Raw genomic sequence first — 21490 nt, forward strand, 5'->3', positions numbered from 1 at the left:
GATCGGCGAGGCCCCGGCGGCACCTGCTGCAGGGCAGCTTCGCCGGTCATCGGTGCGCCGTGGCGCAGGCCCGTCGCAGCCTTCGCCTCACCCTCCGCTGATTGTTCGATGCGGGGTTCATGCTTCTGCGCTGGCCAGGGCGGTGATCGCTCGGTCCGAGCTTTATCAGCCTTTCGTGCCGGTGCCTGATTTGGAAGACGGCGCCACAGGCCCGGACTTCTCCTGATCCGCGAGCACCGGCTGCCGGCCCCTGTCGTCGATCAGCCTGTCCCATGGCGGCGGTGACGGAAAGACCTCGTCGAGAAAGGCCAGGAAGGCCCGGACATTGGGACTGCCACGCCGGCTTTCCGGCCAGAGCGCCGTGATGACCGAGCGCTGCACGGCGAAGGCTTGCAGGACCGGCACCAGTTCGCCGCGCCGCACGTAGGTGGCGGCCAGGTAGGTCGGCGAGATGCCGATGCCGCCGCCGGCCACGAGCACGGTGGCCACGGTCTCGCTCGCGTCAACGATGATGCCGGGCTCCGGGGTGATTTCGACCACGCGTTCGCCGATGCGGAAGGGCCAGCGCAGCGCCTGACCCGAGCTCTGGTAGCGGAAGTTCACGCAGTCATGCTGCACGAGTTCGTCCGGGTGCTTCGGCGTGCCCCGGCGCCGGAGGTAGTCCGGCGAGGCGAAGGCGCAAACCCGGTGCGGCGCGAGCCGGCGCGAGATCAGCCGGGTATCCGCGAGCTCCCCGACGCGGATCGCGACGTCGATGCCCTCCTCGATGATGTCCACCACGCGGTCGTTCAGGCGCAGGTCGATCGAGAGCCTGGGATAGCGGCGGTGGAAGCGCGGCAGCGCGGGGCCGAGCAGGTGCACGCCCATCGGCAGCGAGGCCGCGACCTTCAGCACGCCCGCCGGCTCCGACCGCGCCGCGACCGCCGCCTGCTCGATCTCCTCGGCCTCGCGCAGCAGCCGCAGCGCCCGTTCGTGAAGGTCGCGCCCCTCCGGCGTCAGCGTCAGGGAGCGCGTGGTGCGGCTGAACAGACGCAGGCCGAGGCGCTGCTCGAGGCGCTGGACGCTCTTGCTGACCGCCGAGGGTGAGATCCCGAGGACACGGGCCGCGGCCGTGTAGCTGCCGAGCGAGGCCGACCGCGCGAAGGCCACGATACCCGTGAGCCGGTCCAGGCCGATCTGTTCCATGATGGCACAACTAAAGCGATATGGAGCCTGATTTTCAAGTTCATCCACAGTTTCCACAGTTTTGCCCACGGGTGCCGCGATGGCGCCTGAGCAAAGGGATCTTCCGTGAGCCAGCCCACCCCCATCATCGCTTCGCCTTCTTCGCTCGTCGGGAACCTCCGGAACCGTACGGTGCTGATCTTCGGCGGCACCTCCGGCATCGGCCTCGCCGCGGCGCGCCAAGCCAGGGCGGCCGGTGCGTCGGTGATCGTGGTTGGCTTCGATGCCGCCGGTGCGGAGCGCGTCGCAGCCGAGCACGGCTTTGCCGGCTGGCGCGCGGCGGACGTGACGAAGCCGGACACGATCACGGCGGCTCTCACGGGCATCGCGCAGGTGGACCACCTGGTGCTGCTCGCCGGGACCTTCGTGGCCGGCAAGGTGCTCGAGGCCGAGGTCGATCACCTGCGGCGCGCCTTCGAGGAGCGGATCTGGGCGGCGGTCCATACGCTGCGCGCGCTCGGTGACCGCCTTTCCCCGGAGGCGTCGGTCACTTTCATCTCCGGCGCCTTGGCGGACCGTCCCACCGGGCAGGGCACCGCCGTGCTGGCCGCTGCCTCCGCCGCCATGGAAGCCCTGGCCCGTGGCCTCGCCCTCGAACTCGCACCGCGGCGCGTGAACACGGTGTCGCCGGGCACGACCGACACGCCGCTGCTCGCCCGCACGCTCGGGGCCAACCGGGATGGCTACGTGGCGGCGTTGAAGGAGAAGCTGCCGCTGCGCCGCCTCGGCACGGCCGAGGAGGTCGGGGCTGCGGTGGTCTTCCTGATGGGCAACGGCTTCCTGAATGGCGAAACGCTGCACGTCGACGGTGGCTCACGCCTCGTCTGACGCCGCAGCGCTCGATCCCGCCCCTGGAGACAGCCCGAGCATGCCCTCCTTGTGCGACCCTATACGCATCGGTGCGATCGAGGCGTCGAAACGCATCCTGATGGTGCCAATGACGCGCGCCCGCAAAACGCGCGAGCACGTTCCGACACCTGTGATGGCGCGCTACTACGCCCAGCGCGCCACGGCGGGGCTGATCATCTCCGAGGCGATCGGCATCTCGCGGGAAGGCATAGGGTGGCCCTGCGCCACGGGCGCTGGATGGCGAGCAGGTCACGGGGACGCCCTGCGAAGATCGTGCCCACGCCACGCTGAAGGTCTACGCGGGCGCGCCGCACGGCCTTGCCGCCACCCACCAGGAACAACGCAACGCTGATCTGCTGGACTTCGTCCGCGGGTGAGTGCCTCCGAAGGTGTCGGTCGGGAGTGCTGCACATCCTGAGCGATGATTTCCGCCGCTTGGGTGAAGCCACCCGCGCGGCGGCGGCATGGGTCGTTGGCTTCCCGCGCGAGCCACCGTTCCATCGGCGATGCCGGCGGCTGCCTGCTGCTCATCCACTGCATGGTGGAGGGGGCATTACTTCGAGGACACAGCCTGGTGGGGTGTCTTGCGCGCCCTCGCCAAGGCAACAGGAGGAAGCGGCCGAAGCCAAACGGGCAACCTGCTGCCCGAGGCTCTGCAACGGACCGCCAGCGCGGCACGGCAGCACCATGCCGCGCTCAGGAGCGCCATAATTTACGGCCACGGCACATGGATGTTGCTGGATCTTTGATCGCCTGCTTTCGAGCAGAACTGCCGTGAATATGGGGCTGCATATGTCCGACTTAGCGGTGGCTGAAGCCGGCAAGTCATTCCTGCCCGATTTGCCTGAGAGGTGCTGGGGGTAATCCTTTTGGTGCGGCTGTGTTGAATGGCGGTGGTGAAACGGTGTGTAAATCCGCGACCTCGTTTGAATGTTGTTTGACCAAAGATGCAAAAAGTTAAATTCCAGGGAGAGTGGCGTGGATTTTAAATGAAAGATTTTCACGGCGGGAGTCGGATCACCACTGAACGCCGCGTTGCAGTCGGGTGTCCGGTTCGGGCGCATGGTGCTGGCGTAATGCCGCCGCGGCAGCGAAGTATAATATTGAGCAGGCAAATTCATTGCCGTTTTCAGGACGTGGACGTGAAGCGTTGCTCGACCGCGCAGCGCCTGGAACAGCCGCTCGCCCCATCGGAGGATTTCAACGAAGACAGGAACGCTCCGGCGGTGCGTGGCCGCAGGTCTTGGGGTTCGCGCTGGTCAGGCTTGGCAGTGTCTCAGGGCGCGCCACAGTCCGGGCTGTTACCAGAGCGGTCAGCCAGTGACGTTCCAACGGATGTCACGGTTCCGCGTCGAATTCCTGCACTGTCCAGACGCTGATCCAGCGCAGGGCTGATTCGATCACCTCGTCCGGGAGGGTGTCGTAGTGAGGAATGAGATCGAAGTTGACGCTGCGCTTAAGGGTGTAACCGCCCGCCAGTGCCGGCAGGATGGTGGTGAAGTCGAACAGCGTGGCCGTGACCGCGAGCACGATCGCTGCCCAGCCTGATCGTCTTGCCCGTCCGGCCATCGGCGTTTCCTGGCGTGTCCACCGCGGTTGAGCAAGCCTTCGATGCTGCCATGGCCGGAAGCATCTCGGCGCAACATCCACATCCGCAGATCCAGCGTCGCCGCAGCGTCCTCGCTGAGCGGGCGGAGTGGTGCTTGCCATGATGTTGTGCCGCACAATGACAATGCAGTCCATGGCATTTCAGGGGGAAAGTCCATATCGGAATTGGTCGCAGCCACGGGGTTTTTGGATTCTCGCCTGGGTTGAGCAGCGCGAAACGGTACCCCCGAGAGTTTATCTGCCAGGGCGGCCTAGCTCGAGGTTGCCAAAGCCGTATCGCACCCGTTGAGGTTGCTATTCACCTCTTGTCGTGGGTGAGGGTGTTTACGGCGCGCGTTTGCAAGATAGAATTATCAGAATCGGTCGCGCTTCTGATAAGCTTTGCTCTCCATTTGACGGTGAATGGGCTATGAGGGCGCGTCTCAATTCCGGAGCCTGGGTATGAAAGCGTTGCACGCGCTCTCAATCTTGTCGGTGTTGGCGCTGACGGGTTGCGCCCAGAGCGGACCGTTTCTGCCAACAAGTGGCCCGGACCGAGCCAGCGTTCTTGGCAACGCCGCCCTTGCAACCGGCCCCACCGAGACCACGGCATCGTTGCCCTATGTTCTGGTGCCGCTGACGCAGCCCTTGGTCAGCTTACTTCAAACGAAGGACCAACCGCCGTCCTTTGATCAGAGCGCGGCTGAGCAGCCCGTCAGCGAAACCCTGATCGGGATCGGCGATACCGTGGTGGTCACCATCTTCGAGAGTGGCGCCGGAGGCCTCTTCATCCCGCCGGATGCCGGTTCACGCTCGGGCAACTTCGTGACATTGCCCGGGCAGCAGGTGGACCGTCAGGGCAATATCTCGATCCCCTACGGCGGAACCATCCGTGCCCAGGGGCGCACCACGATTCAGGTGCAGCGTGCGATCGAAGCGCGCCTGGCAAATCGCGCCCTGGAACCCCAGGTCGTGGTCACACTGACGGACCGCCAATCGAGCACCGTCTCGGTTCTTGGCGAGGTCAACAAGGCGGAGCGCCTGCCACTCGACGCAGGCGGCGAACGCTTGCTGAGCGCCATCGCACGGGCTGGCGGGCCGAAGTACCCGTCCTACGAGAGCATGGTCACGGTGCAGCGGAGGGGCAGGGTGGTGCACGCCCTGCTGGGTGAGATCGCGCAGAACCCCTCGCAGAACATCGCGCTTCGTCCCGGCGACGTGGTCTACATATCGCGGGAGCCACGCTACTTCACCACCCTCGGCGCCATGGGCCAGACCAATTCGGTGGAGCAGATCAACCGCCGCTTTCCCTTCGACTCCGTGAACCTGTCCATGGTGGATGCGGTGGCCCGCGCCGGCGGGCTGACCGATGACCGCGCCAACCCACGAGCGGTGTTTCTTTATCGCTTCGAGAAGCGCGAAACCCTGCAAGCCGCCGGGCTGGCGGTGCCGCCGAATGCACCGGAGGATGTGCCCACGGTCTACCTCGTGGACTTCCTCAATCCTTCCGTGTTCTTCATGGCATCGAAGTTCCCGATCCGTGACGGCGACTTGATCTACACGTCCAATGCCCCGGCAACGGAGCTTTCGAAGTTTCTCAGCCTGCTGAGCCCCGGGACGGGTTCCATCGCGTCGGTCCGCAGCGGCCTCTTCTGACGGTCCTTGACGTCGGCTCCGGTTCTCGCAACTGCCTGCCATCACCCATCGTGTGAGTGATGGCACGGGCGAGGAGAATGGAGACCTTCACAGGGCCGGCCGCAGGTCCGTGGAGGCACCCGGAAAGGTGTGCCGGATCGTCCATGACACGGTGTTGAACAGCTTGGCTCGTCGAAAACGAAGTTCCGGCGCGAGGAACTGCAGCACGGGAGCGCCGGGCACGTTCTCACCTCCGACTCTCTTCGCAGCCTGTTCAACCCACGGACTGACCATGCCCCAAGCGATCGGCTACGCCGCCAAGCACTCGTTCAGCCGCTTGCGGCCCATGACGTTCCAGTGCGACGACCCCAAGGCTGGGGAGGTCGAGATCGAGGTTCTCTTCTGCGGCGTCTGCCACTCCGACATCCATCAGGCGAAGAACGAGTGGGGCAACACCGTTTACCCCTGCATGCCCGGGCACGAGATCGTCGGGCGCGTGGCGCGGGTCGGCGGCTCGGTTACGCGTCACAAGGTCGGTGACGTCGTGGGGGTGGGTTGCATGATCGACAGCTGCCGCGCCTGCGAGCCCTGCCGGGCCGGGGAGCAGCAGTATTGCGAGGGTCCGAACAGCTGGCTCGCGACCTACAATGGCCCGATGGTGCCGGCGGCCAAGTCACCGGATGGGCAGAACCACTACGGTCGCGACAACACCTTCGGTGGCTACGCCACCCGCATCGTCGTGGCCGAGGATTTCGTACTGAAGATCCCGGCCGCGCTGAAGCCTGAAGTCGCCGCGCCCATCCTTTGTGCCGGCGTCACGACCTACTCACCGCTGCGCTACTGGAAGGTCAAGGCTGGTGACAAGGTGGGCGTCATCGGTTTTGGCGGGCTGGGCGACATGGCAGCGAAACTCGCCAAGGCAATGGGTGCGGAAGTGACGGTCTTCACCCGCACGGAGGAAAAGAAGAAAGAGGCGGCGCGCCTGGGCGTCAGCTGCGTGCCGGAAAGCGACAAGGACGCCATGAAGGCGCTGAAGAACAGCTTCGACTTCATGCTCAGCACCGTGCCGGAGAAGCACGACGTGAATCCCTACGTGCAGATGCTCAAGCGCAACGCGACGCTGGCGGTGGTGGGCGCGCTGGAGCCGCTGGCGCCGGAAAACAACATGGAGCGCGCCATGCATCGCAAGAGCGTCGCGGGTTCGCTGATCGGCAGCATCGCGGAAACGCAGGAAGTGCTGGATTTCTGCGCCGAGCACGGGATCGGCCCCGACATCCAAGTGATCCCGATCCAAGAGATCAACGACGCCTACCGCAAGGTGGAGCGGGGCGACGTCCGCTTCCGCTACGTCATCGACATCGCCTCGCTGCGTGCCGAGGAGGTCGAGGCGGCTTGAGGAGCAGCAGCGGCACGATGGCCGCGCCCTGACCGTGTCTCGTGGCGACGCCGGGTGGCGCCGCATCCTGACGACTGGGCAGCGCGGTTACGGCGCGCCGCCAGCCGGCTGCTTACGCGGCATCCGCCACCGGCATGGGTGCTGCCACCGCCTGAACGGCCAGGTGGTCGGCCAGCCGCAGCGCCAGCGCCACGATGGTCAGGGTCGGGTTTGCCCAGCCGGAGGTCGGGAACACTGAGGAGCCCGCCACGTAAAGGTTCTCCTTGCCGAACACCCGGCAATCCGCGTCCACCACGGCGGTGCGTGGATTGTCTCCCATCCGCGTGGTGCCGATGTGATGGTGCCCACCCTGCAGGATCGTGTGGTGATCGCCCTCGGTGTCTTCCAGCGGCCAGTCCGCGGTGCCATCCAGGAGCCACCCATCAGGCGCAACCTTGCCCAGGCCGAGGCGCGTGAACTCAGATCCCAGCAGCTCCGTCATCACCTTCGCGGAGTGCTTGTCGAGCGAGGACAGCCGCCAGTCGAGGTCGGCCCGTCGCTGACCCAGGGCATCGCGCTCCGTCGAGAGCACCACCCGGCTGTCCGGGTTGGGTGCCTGTTCCCCGCGCGTCAGGACGTACAGCGCCGTGGGCCGGACGATGAAGGACCGTCGCCGCACGAAGCGTCGTACCAGGTTGGCCGGCACCTCGTGCAGCACCGGCGCGAGTGCCAGAAGGTCACCCATCGCGGGGCGACGACGCTGCTTGATCGCAGTTCCGATGCGTGACGCCGCCTCCGTCACCCCCGGCAATGAACGGAAGTAGATGGCCAGGGAGGAGTTCAGGATGCCGTGGCGGGCCTGAACCTCCGGCGTGGACACGATGCTCGGCCAGAGCCGCGGCCCACTGCGTGGGTAGTGTTGGCGCCACACCTCCAGCATCCGGTACGGGTCGGTGGCCTGCAGTGTCGCCGTGCGGCACTTGGGGTGTTCCATGAAGAAGCGCCCGACCAGTCCCTGGCCGTTGCCGATGCCACCGCGTTCCCGCGCATCGGACGCCAGCAGCAGCCGGGCGTTCTCGATCCCGCCCGTGGCGAGTACGAAGTGTCGGGCGCGTAGCTCGAAGCTGCGGCCGCCCAGGGTACGAACGCGGGCTCCTGACACCGTGCGTCCGTCACCCGATGCCAGGAGCTCCGTTGCGGTGCCGCCCAGCAGCACCGTCACAGAATGCGAGCGTTGCAACTCGTCGCGATAGCGTTCGCCCAAACGTTCGGCGCGAATGCGCCAGAAACGCACCACGAAGCTGGCGGGATCGAGAGCCGGGTCCGGAACACCAACTTCGTCCCAGAGAGCACCGTAGCTGCCCTGGCCGACGTTCATCACCGCGCTTGCCTCGTGGAAGAAGGGCAGCATGGTGTCGTAGCTCACCGGCCAGCCGCTGTGCGGCACCCAGGCACGGCGCGTGAAATCCACAGGGTCAAGGGGAATGTTGCGTCCCGACCAAGTGGCGGTGGTGCCGCCGAAGCCCCGCGAGCGGGATTGCGTCAGCGGATAGTAGGGTAGGCCAAGGTTGGTGCCTTCGTTGAGCGCCTGCGCGGCCGCGTTCGGCTTCAGTCCACCGCTTTCAAGCAGCACCACGCGCAAAGGGGTTCGAGCAAGACGTCGGGCCATGGCAATACCCGCAGCGCCCGCACCGATGATGACGACGTCGGCTTCAACAACCGTGCCACTCTCAACGCCCTCGAGATCTACGAACATGGTTGCCAGTGTCCATTCGTGCTGCGCCCGGCACTGCGGCAGCACCGGGGTAAGTGATTGAAGGGCCGGGAACGATCAGGGCGCATTTTGAAATCGCGACGGCCTGGCGGGGCGGTGCCGGTCGGCAAGCTCAGTGCAGTCCATCAACGAGGTTCAATGCCAGATCCTCGAGCGTGTCCGGATCCACGTCGCCGGTCAGGGCGTAGGCAACCTCGCCCTGGTACCACCAGAAGACGTTCTTGCCCGCCTGCTGGACGTGCCGCGGCACCGACTGACCGGGTGCCGGAGCCCGGACCGCGAAGATGGACAGGACGATGTCCCCAGGCACCGACACCACCATTTCGATGCTCGATCCTGCCTTGGATGGAAACACCTGCACGTCGAGGACGCGCCAGTCTCCCGGAACCTTGGGAACCGTGATCGACGTCACGGCACGGATTTCCGCCGGGTTGTAGTCGGGATCTTCTTCCTGCGACGGCATCGCGGCCCGAAGCATCGAGACGTGGTGGGCCGACACCGCTTCGTCCACGAAGGATGGAATCCTGGGAGAAGCCTCGGTTTCCTGGATGATGGTGGGGCCGAGCTGCACGCTGCCCAGCCAGCCTAATCCGATGAGAGCTGCGGCGATTCCTCCGCGGATCAGGCCGCGTGTCCACCACGCGCGAACGAGGCTGCGCTCGAGCTTGCGCACGGCTGCCGACGCGGCGGCGGTCATGGTCGGGGGAGGCGCGTTGCGTCGCTGCAGAAGCCGGACCTGGTCGTTGATGCGCAGATCCGCCATGACGCGCGCGGCGACGGCGGGGTTGCGGGACAGGAAATCCTCCACCTCGACGCGCCGGGCCATGTCGAGCTGGTTGTCGACGAAGGCGTCCAGTTCGAAGTCCGAGACCGGATCAACCATTTGACCCTCCTCTGCTACTCACGACGCGAAGACGCGGTTCGCCCGGCGGCAGTTTGCGGGTGGCGCTGCCATCTCGGGAGTCGGCATGCTCCACGCCGCGCAGGGCAGCGCGGGCCCGGCTGAGGCGCGACATCACGGTGCCGGTTGGCACGCCCAGGGCCGCGGCAGCGTCCTCGTAGGAGAGGCCTTCCACCACCACGAGGTGGAAGGCTGCGCGCTGATCATCGGGCAGGAGCAGGAATGCTTCCTCGATCTGGCGCAGGTGAACGTGATCCAGCTGCGTCGGATCAGCCTCACGCGGTTGGATCGTTGCGTAATCACCCTCACGCACCCGTTCCGAGCGCCGCGAGCGCCAGCCGTCCACGAAGGTGCTGTAGGTGATCGAGAGCAGCCATGCCCGCAGATTGCCGCCAATGCGGAAGGCTGCGCGGCGGTCGTAGGCTCGCACCAGCGCTTCCTGCACGAGGTCATCCGCATCCGCCGCGTGCCGCGCAAGGACGCGGGCGTAACGACGCAGGAAGGGGATCTGCTCCTCGACGTCGAACCGTTTTCGCGTGCCTGCCATGGTGGCTGAAACGGAGCCGAGGACGGGTTTATTCCCGCAGCTGGTCGTTTTTTCTCCTGGCGGGTCGATTTTGTGCGCCTTGGGCGCGAAATACGGCCCTGAAGCTCCGGTGTCGCTCTCGGCTATCCTGATCGTGCCCCGCCATATCGGCTGCGAAAGCTCATTGCGGCCTGATCCGTGAGCTTCGATGCGGCGACGGGCGGGTCTCGCTCCCGCAACGGTCCAGGCACCACTGGCTCGTCCCGCTCACCCCGGTGGGCAGGCGCAAATGTCCTCCGGGCGGGATCAAGGATGCGCCACCACCTCACGGGACTGCCCGGCGAATGCCGCCCTGCATGAGCGCTGGCGCCCTATAAGCGCCTGCACTGGAGGCGTTGGTCGATCGCCTGGGCGCCCGACGGCTTGCTCAGGTAGGCCTGGACGCGCTGTTCGCACCGGCTCGGGCTCGGCAGGGGCGGCAGGCGCGTGATGCGGGCAGGGTCCGGAACGACGTGGCCGCCTTCGCAGCGCAGCCCGTCCGGGCGGGCGACGAAAGGATCCGCGCTGTCGCACATTTCCTGTGCCCGCAGGGCCGTCGCCCAGCGGGCGCCCTCCTGCAGGCAGGCCTGGTCCTGCTCATCCAGGCTGACCAGCGAGGCGTCGAGCGCCTTGCGCATGTCGAAGTAGCATTGGGGATGGTAGGATGGGAGCCGCAGGAGATCCCGTACCTCCGGCCGCTCAACGATCGCATCATAGGCCCGGCGCTGCCGTTCGGCGCGCCGTTCCGCCCAGGCGGTCGCGATGTCGGCGCCCGGGGCATCGGCCGCCTGCGCCTTCCCGCGCAGTGCCGCCTCGGTTCCACCCAGGACGTACTGGTCCAGCGCGGTCAGGGCGATCTCGCTCGGATACACCGGCGCGGCCTGCGGCTGCGTTTGCCGGAGCAGGTCCGCCAGGGTCAGGTAGGACTGCTTGCGCAGTGTGTAGCCCTCGGCGGAGTAGACGTCGATCGCCGCCAGTGACTTCGACAGCACCGCATCCAGCAGGCCGATGAGCCCGAAGGGGCGCCGCCGTGTGACATCGGCCCCGGTCATCTCCGTGACGGAGGAGTTGATCACGATCACGAAGGCCCGGTCCTGCCCGGATAATGTTTCGAGCGCCCGAGGGTTGAGCTGCCAGAGGTCGGAGCGGTGCTGGCCGTAAACCAGCTCCGACAGGATCATGTAGATCTCGATGAGCGCCTGGTTGTCGTTGGCGCCACCATCCATCAGCAGCACGGTGCGCTCGCTGTCCTTGGTGGCACAGTAATCCTGCAACTGGGCAAAGTCGATCAGGGCCGGGAAGGCCGAGGATGCTGCGACGCCGGAGGCCAGCGGGTAATCGGAAACGCGCGATTTCAACATACCGAAGTAAAGGTCGCTGAAGGCGAAGTGGAAGTACTCGTCGGGTGTCCGTCGGCGCAGGAAGCCGCGGTTCGGCAGGGGCCAGCACCCTGCCTGGGCGACCTGGCTCCCCAGTCCGACACGGTTCTCGGAGGTGATCGTGGCGTTCAGGAAGAGGTGCGGTCTTGCCGGGTTGAGATCGCCGAAGGTGAACGGGTCACGTCCTCCGCGCCCTTCGCCCAGGAACTGCCGATCGATGATCTCGGCGAAACGGCCTGCGCTGACCGTGGACGGAACCAGCGGCATGAAGGCGCGCACGGCCTGCTCGCGGATCAGTTCCTTGTAGCCTTGGCCCAGGGTTCGCATGACGGGTTCGTAGAGCCACACCGGGCGTTCGCGCCCGTGCGGCTGCACGCCCTGGCAAGGCGTGTCCGGGTCGCAGGACAGGGCGTAGACGGACCCGGCGAAGCTGCCGCCGGACACGGAGGAGAGCACGCTCGTCCGGCCGAGCAGCCCCAGGAAATCCAGGTAGAAGAGTGCCTCGCCGGAGAACACGGCTGCCTTGGTGCCGCCCCCGGATAATGCCACCGAGATGAGGTCCCGCTGGGAGGAGGATCGGCACCTTGCCGCCAGTTCTTCGCGGGTCTGACCGGACGTCTGGGGCTGCGCGGCCAGGCACGCCGGGTCGACACGCCAACGCACCGGTGTTGCCGGAACTCTTTCTGCCGCCGTGTCGGGTTGGTTCTTCGTGGGCAGGTTGGTGCAGGCCACGAGGTGCAGCAGCGCCAACAGCACCAGGACACGGCAGGACATGAAGGCACGGCCAAAAAGTTCCATAATCGCAATGAATCATATTTGAAACGTACCAGCAATGACAGTAGGCCAGGATGCGCCTGTAGCGGCCACGGGGTCTCGCTGTGCTCCGCCTCCGCCACGCACCGAACCGGCCCGCCAGGGTGGCACCGACCCTTGCGGCACCAGCTCGCGGACCCGCAGCAGCTGTGCGCAGGGAAGCGGGCGGGAATACTTCCTACCTCCTTCTTGATGCCCCCTTTGCCGCACCCGCGGACCTTCCGACGCGGTGTGACATTTCATGTCCGGGTGCCGCCTGCTAGGTTGGTCCCATGCCATCCAGTGATCTCTCGACCGCCCTCCGAGTTCTGAGACCCTGTGGCCTTGTCGATGCGCCGGTGGCATTCGGGCGTTATCAGATCGCCGGCGAGGTCATCGAAGCTGCTTCGCAGCTGCTGGCTGATCCGCCCTGGTCCGCCGGGCGGAGCAGCCGCTCAGAAGGCCTGATCGCCGGGCAAGCGTGTTCCTCGTGAGCGTGCAGGACACGGAGCGCTCCTGGACGGAAGCCGAGCGTCTCACCGCTCTCGAACGCTACGCCATCCTCGATACGCCTCCCGAGCAGGAGTTCGACGATCTCGTTCGCCTGGCTGCGGAGCTGCTGGATGCACCGATGGCGGCCGTGAACCTGATCGCGGCTCACCGGCAGTGGTTCAAGGCGGAAACGGGCCTGGGCGTTCGCGAGATGCCGCTCGACAACTCCATCTGCGCCCAGGTGATGCTGCAGCCTGACAAGCTGGTGATCCCGGATCTCCTGAAGGACACCCGCTTCAACTGCAATCCACTGGTGACGTCCGGACCGACCCTGCGGTTCTACGCGGGGGAACCACTGCGCACCCCTGAGGGCCTGCCCCTGGGAACGCTTTGCGTGCTCGACGCGAAGCCCCGCCCCGAGGGGCTGACCCCGCAGCAGAGTTTCGTGCTCAAGGCCCTGGCCCGCCAGGTCATGGGACAGCTGGAGCTACGCCGGGCCATTGCGCAGCAGGCCCGCATGGAGGCGCTCCAGCGCCAGACGCTGCTCAGCGTGACCGACTTCGCCATCATCAGCACCGACCTGCAGGGGAAGGTGCTTGGCTGGAACCCAGGCGCCGTCAACCTGACGGGCTGGACCGAGGCGGAGATGGTCGGGCAGTCCGCCGACCTGATCTTCACGCCGGAAGACCGGCAGCAGCACGCGCCGGAGGCTGAACGGGAACGGACTTTCCGGAACCGGCGGTCGCTCAACGAGCGCTGGCACGAGCGCAAGGATGGTTCTCGCTTCTGGGGCAGTGGCGAGATGATGCAGCTCCTGAACGAGGACGGCGTGCATGTCGGCTACGTGAAGGTGATGCGTGACCGCACGGAGCAGCATCAGGCCGGGGAAACTCAGGCCGCCCTCAACGAACGCTACAGGCTCGCGTCGCGGGCGACGAACGATGCGGTCTGGGACTGGGATCTTCGAACCAACCTCATCCAGTGGAACGATGCGTTGCGGGGCGCCTATGGCTGGACGCCCGATCTGGTGGCTCCGACGGGAGAGTGGTGGCTCTCGGCGGTCCATCCGGAGGATCGGGAGCGGGTGGATCGCAGTATTCACGCCGTGATCGACGGCGCGGGAACGAGCTGGATCGACGAGTACCGCTTCATGCGGGCCGATGGCAGCTATGCCGACGTTCTGGACCGTGGCTATGTCATCCGGGATCGTGACGGCCGGGCTGCCCGCATGATCGGTGCCATGCTCGACATCAGCGAGCGCCGGCAGGCTGAGGCGGCGCTGAGCGCGAGCCAAGCCAAGGCGGAACTTCAGCGTCGTCTTTATGAAGCCATCCTGAGCAACACTCCCGACCTGGCCTATGTCTGGGGTCTCGATCATCGCTTCGTGTACGCGAACAATGTTCTGCTCCGGATGTGGGGAAGGACCTGGGACGAGGCGATCGGCCGGAACTGCCTGGAACTGGGTTATCCGGACTGGCACGCGGCCATGCACGACCGCGAGATCGAGCAGGTGATCGCCACCAAGCAGCCGGTGCGCGGCGAGGTCCCTTTCGCGGGCGCCTTCGGGCGGCGCATCTACGAATACATCCTGGTTCCGGTGATCGGCGAGAGCGGTGAGGTTGAAGCCGTCGCCGGCACGACGCGCGACGTGACCGATGCGCGGGAGATCGAGGCCACGCTGAAGCTGCATGCCGAGCGCGTGCAGCTGGCCCTCGCGGCCGGCGCGATCATTGGTACGTGGAACTGGGACCTGCCTACGGACCGTTTCACGGTGGACGAGGGCTTTGCCCGTGCCTTCGGCCTTGATCCGGCGCTCGGACGTGCCGGCCTCAGCCTCGAGCAGGTGATTGCCGGCGTTCATCCGGACGACAAGGCAGGGCTTGCCGTCGCCATCAACGAGGCGATCGCCCGCGGCGGCTCCTACGCACACCAGTACCGGGTACGGCGCGAGGACGGGGAGTACTACTGGATCGAGGCCAACGGCCGTGTCGATCACGCCGCGGACGGAACGCCGCTGAGCTTTCCCGGCGTGCTGCTCGACGTGGAGGAGCGGCGGACCATCGAAGCGGAGCGTGACCGCGCCGCCGCGGCGCTGCGTGCGCTGAACGAGACGCTGGAACAGCGCGTCGCCGAACGTACCGCCGAGCTGATGCGTATCGAGGAGCAGCTGCGCCAGAGCCAGAAGATGGAGGCGGTCGGCCAGCTCACCGGCGGGCTGGCGCACGACTTCAACAACCTGCTCACCGGGATCACCGGCAGCCTGGAGCTGCTGGGCACCCGCGTGGCCCAGGGCCGGCTGAAGGACGTGGACCGCTATGTCAACGCCGCCCAGGGTGCGGCCAAGCGCGCAGCGGCCCTGACGCACCGGCTGCTGGCCTTCTCGCGCCGGCAAACGCTGGATCCCAGGCCAACGGACGTGAACGGGCTCGTGGCGGGCATGGCCGACCTGATCCGGCGCACCGTCGGGCCGGAAATTGAGGTCGAGGTGGTGGAGGCCGGTGGCCTCTGGCCGACGCTGGTGGATGCGCCGCAGCTGGAAAACGCCCTGCTCAACCTGTGCATCAACGCCCGGGATGCCATGCCCGCGGGCGGGAGGATCACGGTTGAAACCGCGAACAAGTGGCTGGACCGGCACGCGGCTGGCGAGCGTGACCTGCCGCCTGGCCAGTACATCTCCCTTTGCGTGACGGACACGGGGACGGGCATGACGCCGGACGTGATCGCCAAGGCCTTCGACCCGTTCTTCACCACCAAGCCGATCGGTCAGGGCACCGGTCTCGGCCTGTCCATGATCTACGGCTTCGTGCGGCAGTCAGGTGGACAGGTGCGGATCTATTCCGAGGTGGGGCAAGGGACGACCATGTGCCTCTACCTGCCGCGGCACTACGGCGATGCCGCCGGACCCGACGTCCAGCCGGACCTGGCCGATGCGCCCCGCGCAGGGGCTGGCGAAACGGTGCTGGTTGTGGATGATGAGCCGACCGTTCGCATGCTGGTGACCGAGGTACTCGAGGATCTGGGCTACGCGGCCATCGAGGCGGCCGATGGCCCGTCCGGGTTGAAGGTGCTGCAGTCCGATGCCCGTATCGATCTCTTGGTGACCGATGTGGGTCTGCCCGGCGGCATGAACGGCCGGCAGATGGCCGACGCGGCCAGGCTCAACCGTCCCGACCTTAAGGTGCTGTTCATCACCGGCTACGCCGAGAACGCGGTGGTTGGTGACGGGCACCTCGAGCCCGGCATGCACGTCATGACCAAGCCCTTCGCGATGGAGGTTCTCGCGAGCCGGATCAAGGAGCTGATCACGGGGCGAGCCTTGTCGTGACCTGACGATCTGCGCGGGTCAGCGCCATGGGATGACTTGCACGACGCTCGCGCGCCTGTTTTCTGCGTCGCAGGCAGGCACGCGATATTCCCCGGTGCCTCGGGATGCTGCGCACTCCCGGGAACGATCGCCGTCATGGAACCCCCACGGGGATGTCGTCGCGCAGGCAGGCTTTCAGATGACTCGGTGCGACCTCGCGGAGTGCCGGCACGCTCGCGGCGCAGGCGGGCAGTGCGTGCGGGCAGCGCGTGCGGAACACGCAGCCGGAAGGCGGGTTGGCAACGCTGGGAATGTCGCCCGTCAGGGGCGCGCCGGCACGGCGGCGCAGCGGATCGGTGTCCGGCACCGCGGCCAGCAGCGCCTGGGTATAGGGGTGCCGGGGAGCGGCATAGAGCGCCTCGCTCGGCGCCATCTCCATCACCCGGCCGAGGTAGAGTACGATCACCCTGTCGCACAGGTACTCCACCACCGCGAGGTCGTGGGAAATGAACAGCATCGTGAGGCCCAGCCGTTGCTGCAGCCCGCGCAGCAAGTTGATGACCTGCGCCTGAACCGAAACGTCGAGTGCCGAAACCGGCTCGTCCGCCACCAGCAACGTCGGCTCCAGCGCGAGCGCACGGGCGATGCCGATCCGCTGGCGTTGTCCGCCCGAGAATTCATGCGGATAGCGGAACAGCGCGTCGACTGGCAGTTCCACCTGCTCCAGCGCCCGCAAGGCCCGCTGCCGCCGTTCGCGCGCCGGGCCGATGCGTTGGATGTGCAGCCCCTCCGTGAGGATCTCGCCCACGGTCATGCGGGGCGACAGGCTCGCGCTCGGGTCCTGGAACACGTACTGCATGCGCGGCCGCAGGGCCCTGAGCGCGCGACGGCCCAGGGTGGTGATGTCCTGCCCCTCCAGCCTGATGCTTCCAGCGCTGGGCTCCACCAGCCGCAGAACGCAGCGCCCGATGGTGGTCTTGCCGCTGCCCGACTCACCCACCAGGCCGACCACCTCGCCCCGCGCGATGTCGAAGGAGATGCCCTCGAGGATGCACAGCATCCCACCACGCGCGGCGCGGAGGGGGTAGGACTTGCCGAGATCTCGGACGGAAAGCACGGGGATCACGACGGCATCTCTCTCCAGCGCAGGCAGCGGCTGTGATGGCCAGGCGCCACGATCTCCAGCGCGGGCATGAGCGCGTCGCAGGCTGGTGCCGCCATGGGGCAGCGCGGGGCGAAGGCGCAGCCAGGCGGCATGCGGGTCAGTGAGGGAACCGTGCCGGGAATGGAGGGCAGGAACTGCCCGGCACGGCGCAGCGCGGTTGCCTTGCCCAGTTGCGGCATGGATCGCATCAGGCCGGCCGTGTAAGGGTGACGCGGGGCGCGAAACACCTCCGCCACGCTGCCGTCCTCCACGACGCGCCCGGCATACATCACCGCCACCCGATCAGCGATGGTGGCGACCACGCCCAGGTTGTGGGTGACGAACAGCATGGCCATGCCACGTTCCCGCTGCTGGCGGCCGAGCAGGTCAAGGATTTGCGCCTGGATCGTCACGTCGAGCGCCGTCGTGGGCTCGTCGGCGATCAGCAGGGCCGGATCGCAGGCGAGAGCCATGGCGATGGTGACGCGCTGGCGCATGCCGCCAGACAGCTCGTGCGGGTATTGTCGGGCACGGCGGGGGGCGTCGGGAATGCCGACCCGATCCAGCAGCCGCACCGCGCTTCTGAAGGCCGTGTCCCGTGAGGCGCCCTGATGCACACGGAGCGGCTCGCCCACCTGCTGGCCGACGGTGAAGACCGGGTTCAGGCTGGTCATCGGCTCCTGAAAGACGACGCCGATCCGACGGCCGCGCACCTGCCGCAGCGCCTCCGCATCGAGCGCCGCCAGGTCCATCGGCGTCTCGCCTGGCGGTGCGAAGCGGATCCGGCCCGCAGCGACCCGCCCGACGCCGCGTGGCAGCAGGCGCAGCAGCGACAGGCTGGTGACCGACTTACCCGATCCGGACTCGCCCACCAGCGCCAGTGTTTCGCCGGCCGGGATCACGAGGTCGACGTCGCTCACGGCGGTCACCGTGTTTCCACCCGCGGTGAATTCCGCCCGCAGGCCGCTGACGGACAGGACAGGCTCCGAAGTCACGACGGGCGGAACGACCCCCTGGAGCCTGGGCATGTGGTGTTCTCCGCTACCGTGAGCGGCGCTACTGCAGGCCGGTGCGGGGATCGAAGGCATCGCGCAGCCCGTCGCCGACGAAGTTGATGGCCAGCACCGTCAACAGCAGCGCGGCGCCCGGCGTCATCCATTGCCAAGCGAATTGTTCCAGCACGACGGTGCTCTGCGCCGCGGTCATCATGTTGCCCCAGCTCGCGGCAGGCGGCGGGATGCCCAGGCCCAGGAACGACAGCCCGGCCTCGAGCAGGATGGCGTTGGCGAACTGGAGCGTGACGTAGACCACCAGGATGTCGATCGTGTTCGGCAGCCCGTGCCGCAGCAGCAGGTGCGGCAGCCCGGCGCCCATGCCGCGCGCGGCCTGAACGAAGTCGCGCTCGCGCACTTCCAAGAGCCGGGCACGGATCATGCGCGCCAGCACGGGCCAGGACAGCAGCGCGATCACCGCCACCGTCGGCCACAGGCCCGGCCCGGTGATGGAGGCCAGCACCAGCAGCACGATCACCGGGGGCAGCGTCATGGCAAGGTCCACCGAGCGCATGGCCACCGCATCCGCCCCGCGTCCACCGAAGGCCGCCAGCGCGCCGACCAGGAACCCGGCCGCCACCGACAACAGGACCGAGCCGGAGGCGACCGCGAACGACGTCCGGCCGCCCTGCAGGGTGCGCGCCAGCACGTCGCGCCCGACGCCGTCCGTTCCCAGCCAGTGCTGGGCCGAGGGCGGCGCATTGCGGGCCAGCAGGTCGATGTTGTTGGGACCCCACCGGAGCCACCAGTCATAGGTCCCGATCAGCAGCAGCGCCGGCACCAGGAGAGCGACGCCGGCCAGCGCGGTCCGGTTCCGCAGGAAGCGTGCCCCCGCGCGGGCGAGGGGGCTCCGAGCCACCATCTCAGGCCACCTCGATGCGGGGATCGATCACGACGTAGATCAGGTCGGTCAGGATATTGGCGAGCAGGACGCAGGCGCCGACCACCAGCGTCGCGCCCATGATCACCGGGTAGTCCCGCGCGCGGACCGCGGTGACCAGCAGCAGGCCCATGCCGGGCCAGTTGAACACGCTCTCGATAAACACTGCGCCGCCGACCGCGAGGCCGATGGTTGAGCCGATCAGCGTCACGACCGGCAGCAGCGCGTTGCGCAGGGCGTGCAGGCCGATCACCGCGACCTCGCGTACGCCCTTGGCGCGGGCGGTGCGGACGTAGTCGGCGTCCAGCACCTCCAGCATCGCACCGCGGGTGTAGCGCATCACCAGCGCGCCGTGGCCGATCGACAGGAGGCAGGCCGGCAGGATCAGGTGCCGCAGCAGATCGGGTAGCGAAAAGGGCTCGCCCGGCGTTTCCATGCCGCCGGACGGTGCCCAGCCGAGCCGGACCGCGAAGACGTAGAGGCCGATCAGCGCCAGCAGGAAGGACGGGGCGGAGATGCCGGCCAGCGCCAGCACCGAGAGCGACAGGTCGGCGGCACCGTTGCGGCGCACGGCCCCCAGGACGCCCGCGCTCATCCCCGCCAGGACGGCGATGCTCAACCCCACGGCCATCAGCAGCAGCGTCGGCCCGACCCGCGACAGCACGAGCGGCAGCACGGGGTCGCCATTGCCGCTGGACGCGTAGCCGAGGTCGCCCTGCAGCGCCTCGCGCAGCCAGATCAGGTATTGCACCGGCAGGGGTCGGTCGAGACCGAGGCTGGCACGGAGGTTGAGCAGGTCCTGCGGCGACAGCGGCGAGGAAGGATTGACGTAGGCGTCCACCGGGTCACCCGGCGTCAGCCGCAGCAGCACGAACACCACCATGCTGAGCGCCAGCAGCATGAGGGCACCCACCAGCAGCCGCCGCAGCGCGTAGCGGAGCGTCCGCACGGGGCGGCTCTAGGCGATGTCCCAGCGTTCCGGGCGCGCCTGGTAGGGGCCGCCGCCCGGTGCCGGGGTCCACACGAAATCCTTCAGCCGCGTGGAGGCGACGCCGTAGCGATTGGCCACCCACAGCGTGCCCCAGGGCAGGTTGGCGTTCATCGTGCGGCACACGTCGCGGTAGCGGTCGGTGCGCCGCGCCGGATCGATTTCGGCCAGGGCCGCGTTCAGGGCCTCGGTGAGCGGCGGCATGTCGATGCGCAGGACATTCGCACCGGCCGGCGGGATCTCCGACGTGTTGAGACCGACGTTGATGTTGCTGGGATCGGGTCCGTCCTGCAGTCCGGCATAGATCAGCGGGAACTGCGATGGATCGGTTTTACCGGTGGCGTAGACGATGCTGTTGTAGGTCGGCACGTCGACGGCGCGCGGGACCACGTTGATCCCGACCTGTGCCAGCATGGACTGGATCGCGGCGAGCACGTTGGCTGCCAGCGCGTTGGTGTAGTAGGTCAGGACCGTGACCGGCTTGTCGCCGTTGATCCTGTTCCACCCGGCGGCGCGCAGCAGGGCCTGCGCCTTGTCGGGGTCGTAGCCGTAGGTGTCGAGCCCGGAGGGTACGAGCTGCGGCGCAACATAGGCGCAGTTCGCCACCGTCGCAGCACCGCCGTACAGCGATGTCACGATGGCTGCGCGGTCAATCGCGTGCATGACTGCCTGGCGGACCCGCAGATCCTTCCACAACGGCACTTCGGCGTTGAAGCCGAGGTAGTTCACCACGTAGGAACTGCCTTCGATGATCCGGAACCGGTTGTCGCCCTTGAAGTTGGGCAGGTCGTCCGCTTCCACGTAGCTGAACTGGATCTCGCCCGAACGCAGCGCGGCCACGGCGCCGGCGGTGTTCTCGAAGTAACGGTTCACCACGCGCCCCACGCGCGGTGCGCCGCCGCGGTAGTCCGGATTGGCCAGCAGTTCCACGTACTGGCCGCTGACGTAGCGGGAAAAGCGGAAAGGGCCGGTGCCGACCGGTGAGGTGGACCACCAGCTATTGCGCGGCAACTCCGCCACGGGCACGGCGGACAGGGCGTGCTGCGGCAGGATCATCAGCCGGCTCAGCGTGTCGGTCATGGAGGCGTTCGGCCGCGACAGACGGATGATCACGGTGCGCGCGTCGGGCGTCTCGACCCTGTCCACGGTGGACAAGCGCCCCGCGAAGACCGAACCGGAAGCGCCGTTGCGCGCCAGCCCCAGGGTGAAGGCCACGTCGGCAGAGGTGAACGGTTGGCCGTCATGCCACTTCGCCTCCGCGAGGTGGAAGGTATAGCTGGTCAGTTCCGTCCCTACCTCCCACCGCTCGGCCAGCGCGCCCACCACCTTGGACAGCGTCTCGTCGTAGGTGATCAGCGGCTCGAGGTAGAGCGAGAACCAGGTGAAGCCGGCGGTCGCCGCGAGCGGGTTGAAGTTGCCGGGCAGGCCGCCCGGTCCGACATCGAAACCGCCCGAGATTGTTTTGGCCGTTGCTTGCGCCCGGGCGCGTCCGACACCCGGCAAGCTTCCCAGGGCGCCCAGGCCCAGCAGGACGTTTCTGCGCTTCATG

General features: G+C 67.3%; 16 protein-coding genes and 1 pseudogene. 5 read left to right on the top strand and 12 right to left on the bottom strand.

Annotated features, from left to right (window positions below):
* Positions 1-165: 165 nt before the first annotated feature.
* Positions 166-1185, bottom strand: coding sequence for a LysR family transcriptional regulator (locus ACFFGY_RS00155; RefSeq protein WP_377042312.1), 1020 nt, complete (start codon positions 1183-1185; stop codon positions 166-168).
* A gap of 105 nt (positions 1186-1290) precedes the next feature.
* On the opposite strand from ACFFGY_RS00155, the gene ACFFGY_RS00160 reads away from it, so the two are divergent.
* Positions 1291-2052, top strand: a complete 762-nt coding sequence (locus ACFFGY_RS00160; RefSeq protein ID WP_377042313.1) for an SDR family oxidoreductase — start codon at positions 1291-1293, stop codon at positions 2050-2052.
* A gap of 40 nt (positions 2053-2092) precedes the next feature.
* Positions 2093-2305 (top strand): annotated as a pseudogene (locus tag ACFFGY_RS00165) (oxidoreductase); the annotation flags it as partial.
* A gap of 1106 nt (positions 2306-3411) precedes the next feature.
* On the opposite strand, the gene ACFFGY_RS00170 reads toward ACFFGY_RS00165, so the two are convergent.
* Complete coding sequence (locus ACFFGY_RS00170; protein WP_377042314.1) at positions 3412-3642, bottom strand: hypothetical protein; 231 nt, start codon at positions 3640-3642, stop codon at positions 3412-3414.
* Between the two features lie 480 nt (positions 3643-4122).
* Between ACFFGY_RS00170 and ACFFGY_RS00175 the strand changes: the two genes are divergently transcribed.
* Complete coding sequence (locus tag ACFFGY_RS00175; RefSeq protein WP_377042316.1) at positions 4123-5316, top strand: polysaccharide biosynthesis/export family protein; 1194 nt, start codon at positions 4123-4125, stop codon at positions 5314-5316.
* 87 nt (positions 5317-5403) lie between these two features.
* Here ACFFGY_RS00175 and ACFFGY_RS00180 read toward each other — a convergent pair whose 3' ends face one another.
* Complete coding sequence (locus tag ACFFGY_RS00180; RefSeq protein ID WP_377042317.1) at positions 5404-5538, bottom strand: hypothetical protein; 135 nt, start codon at positions 5536-5538, stop codon at positions 5404-5406.
* Between the two features lie 49 nt (positions 5539-5587).
* Here ACFFGY_RS00180 and ACFFGY_RS00185 point away from each other — a divergent pair, with 49 nt between their 5' ends.
* Entirely contained in the window at positions 5588-6691 is a 1104-nt protein-coding gene (locus tag ACFFGY_RS00185) for an NAD(P)-dependent alcohol dehydrogenase (protein ID WP_377042318.1), read from the top strand.
* A gap of 112 nt (positions 6692-6803) precedes the next feature.
* On the opposite strand, the gene ACFFGY_RS00190 is transcribed toward ACFFGY_RS00185, so the two are convergent.
* The 4 genes from ACFFGY_RS00190 to ACFFGY_RS00205 all read right to left on the bottom strand — a co-directional run bounded on the left by ACFFGY_RS00190 (position 6804) and on the right by ACFFGY_RS00205 (position 11838).
* Positions 6804-8426 (bottom strand): GMC oxidoreductase, encoded by a 1623-nt coding sequence (locus ACFFGY_RS00190; protein WP_377042319.1) that lies wholly within the window; start codon positions 8424-8426, stop codon positions 6804-6806.
* A 130-nt stretch (positions 8427-8556) separates the two neighbouring features.
* A complete protein-coding gene (locus tag ACFFGY_RS00195; RefSeq protein WP_377042320.1) occupies positions 8557-9327 on the bottom strand; it encodes an anti-sigma factor family protein in 771 nt (256 codons plus the stop codon).
* Complete coding sequence (locus ACFFGY_RS00200; protein ID WP_377042321.1) at positions 9320-9892, bottom strand: sigma-70 family RNA polymerase sigma factor; 573 nt, start codon at positions 9890-9892, stop codon at positions 9320-9322. The genes ACFFGY_RS00195 and ACFFGY_RS00200 overlap by 8 nt, the downstream gene beginning before the upstream one ends.
* Positions 9893-10242: 350 nt before the next feature.
* On the bottom strand, positions 10243-11838 hold the full coding sequence (locus ACFFGY_RS00205; RefSeq protein WP_377042322.1) for a hypothetical protein: 1596 nt from the start codon (positions 11836-11838) through the stop codon (positions 10243-10245).
* 724 nt (positions 11839-12562) lie between these two features.
* Between ACFFGY_RS00205 and ACFFGY_RS00210 the strand changes: the two genes are divergently transcribed.
* Positions 12563-15898 carry a PAS domain S-box protein gene (locus ACFFGY_RS00210; RefSeq protein WP_377042323.1) on the top strand — a complete coding sequence of 1112 codons (3336 nt, stop codon included), beginning with the start codon at positions 12563-12565 and terminating at the stop codon, positions 15896-15898.
* Positions 15899-16031: 133 nt separating this feature from the next.
* On the opposite strand, the gene ACFFGY_RS00215 is transcribed toward ACFFGY_RS00210, so the two are convergent.
* The 5 genes from ACFFGY_RS00215 to ACFFGY_RS00235 are packed head-to-tail and all read right to left on the bottom strand — an operon-like array spanning position 16032 to position 21489.
* A complete protein-coding gene (locus ACFFGY_RS00215) occupies positions 16032-17003 on the bottom strand; it encodes an ABC transporter ATP-binding protein (protein WP_377042324.1) in 972 nt (323 codons plus the stop codon).
* Entirely contained in the window at positions 17000-18049 is a 1050-nt protein-coding gene (locus ACFFGY_RS00220) for an ABC transporter ATP-binding protein (RefSeq protein WP_377042325.1), read from the bottom strand. The genes ACFFGY_RS00215 and ACFFGY_RS00220 overlap by 4 nt, the downstream gene beginning before the upstream one ends.
* Before the next feature lie 28 nt (positions 18050-18077).
* Positions 18078-18935 (bottom strand): ABC transporter permease, encoded by an 858-nt coding sequence (locus ACFFGY_RS00225; protein ID WP_377042326.1) that lies wholly within the window; start codon positions 18933-18935, stop codon positions 18078-18080.
* A gap of 1 nt (position 18936) precedes the next feature.
* Positions 18937-19902: an ABC transporter permease gene (locus tag ACFFGY_RS00230; protein WP_377042327.1), complete on the bottom strand. Its 966-nt coding sequence runs from the start codon at positions 19900-19902 to the stop codon at positions 18937-18939.
* A 9-nt stretch (positions 19903-19911) separates the two neighbouring features.
* Positions 19912-21489 carry an ABC transporter substrate-binding protein gene (locus tag ACFFGY_RS00235; protein WP_377042328.1) on the bottom strand — a complete coding sequence of 526 codons (1578 nt, stop codon included), beginning with the start codon at positions 21487-21489 and terminating at the stop codon, positions 19912-19914.
* Between the last annotated feature and the right edge of the window lies 1 nt (position 21490).

Origin of the sequence: Roseomonas elaeocarpi, assembly GCF_042433915.1 — a bacterium.
Taxonomy (GTDB): domain Bacteria; phylum Pseudomonadota; class Alphaproteobacteria; order Acetobacterales; family Acetobacteraceae; genus Roseomonas; species Roseomonas elaeocarpi.

What these genes read in the sequence shown, in the direction of transcription:
- ACFFGY_RS00155 (WP_377042312.1), bottom strand. Translation starts at nt 1,185, where the DNA reads ATGGAACAGATCGGCCTGGACCGGCTCACGGGTATCGTGGCCTTCGCG.
- ACFFGY_RS00170 (WP_377042314.1), bottom strand. Translation starts at nt 3,642, where the DNA reads ATGGCCGGACGGGCAAGACGATCAGGCTGGGCAGCGATCGTGCTCGCG.
- ACFFGY_RS00175 (WP_377042316.1), top strand. Translation starts at nt 4,123, where the DNA reads ATGAAAGCGTTGCACGCGCTCTCAATCTTGTCGGTGTTGGCGCTGACG.
- ACFFGY_RS00185 (WP_377042318.1), top strand. Translation starts at nt 5,588, where the DNA reads ATGCCCCAAGCGATCGGCTACGCCGCCAAGCACTCGTTCAGCCGCTTG.
- ACFFGY_RS00190 (WP_377042319.1), bottom strand. Translation starts at nt 8,426, where the DNA reads ATGTTCGTAGATCTCGAGGGCGTTGAGAGTGGCACGGTTGTTGAAGCC.
- ACFFGY_RS00195 (WP_377042320.1), bottom strand. Translation starts at nt 9,327, where the DNA reads ATGGTTGATCCGGTCTCGGACTTCGAACTGGACGCCTTCGTCGACAAC.
- ACFFGY_RS00200 (WP_377042321.1), bottom strand. Translation starts at nt 9,892, where the DNA reads ATGGCAGGCACGCGAAAACGGTTCGACGTCGAGGAGCAGATCCCCTTC.
- ACFFGY_RS00220 (WP_377042325.1), bottom strand. Translation starts at nt 18,049, where the DNA reads ATGCCCAGGCTCCAGGGGGTCGTTCCGCCCGTCGTGACTTCGGAGCCT.
- ACFFGY_RS00225 (WP_377042326.1), bottom strand. Translation starts at nt 18,935, where the DNA reads ATGGTGGCTCGGAGCCCCCTCGCCCGCGCGGGGGCACGCTTCCTGCGG.
- ACFFGY_RS00235 (WP_377042328.1), bottom strand. Translation starts at nt 21,489, where the DNA reads ATGAAGCGCAGAAACGTCCTGCTGGGCCTGGGCGCCCTGGGAAGCTTG.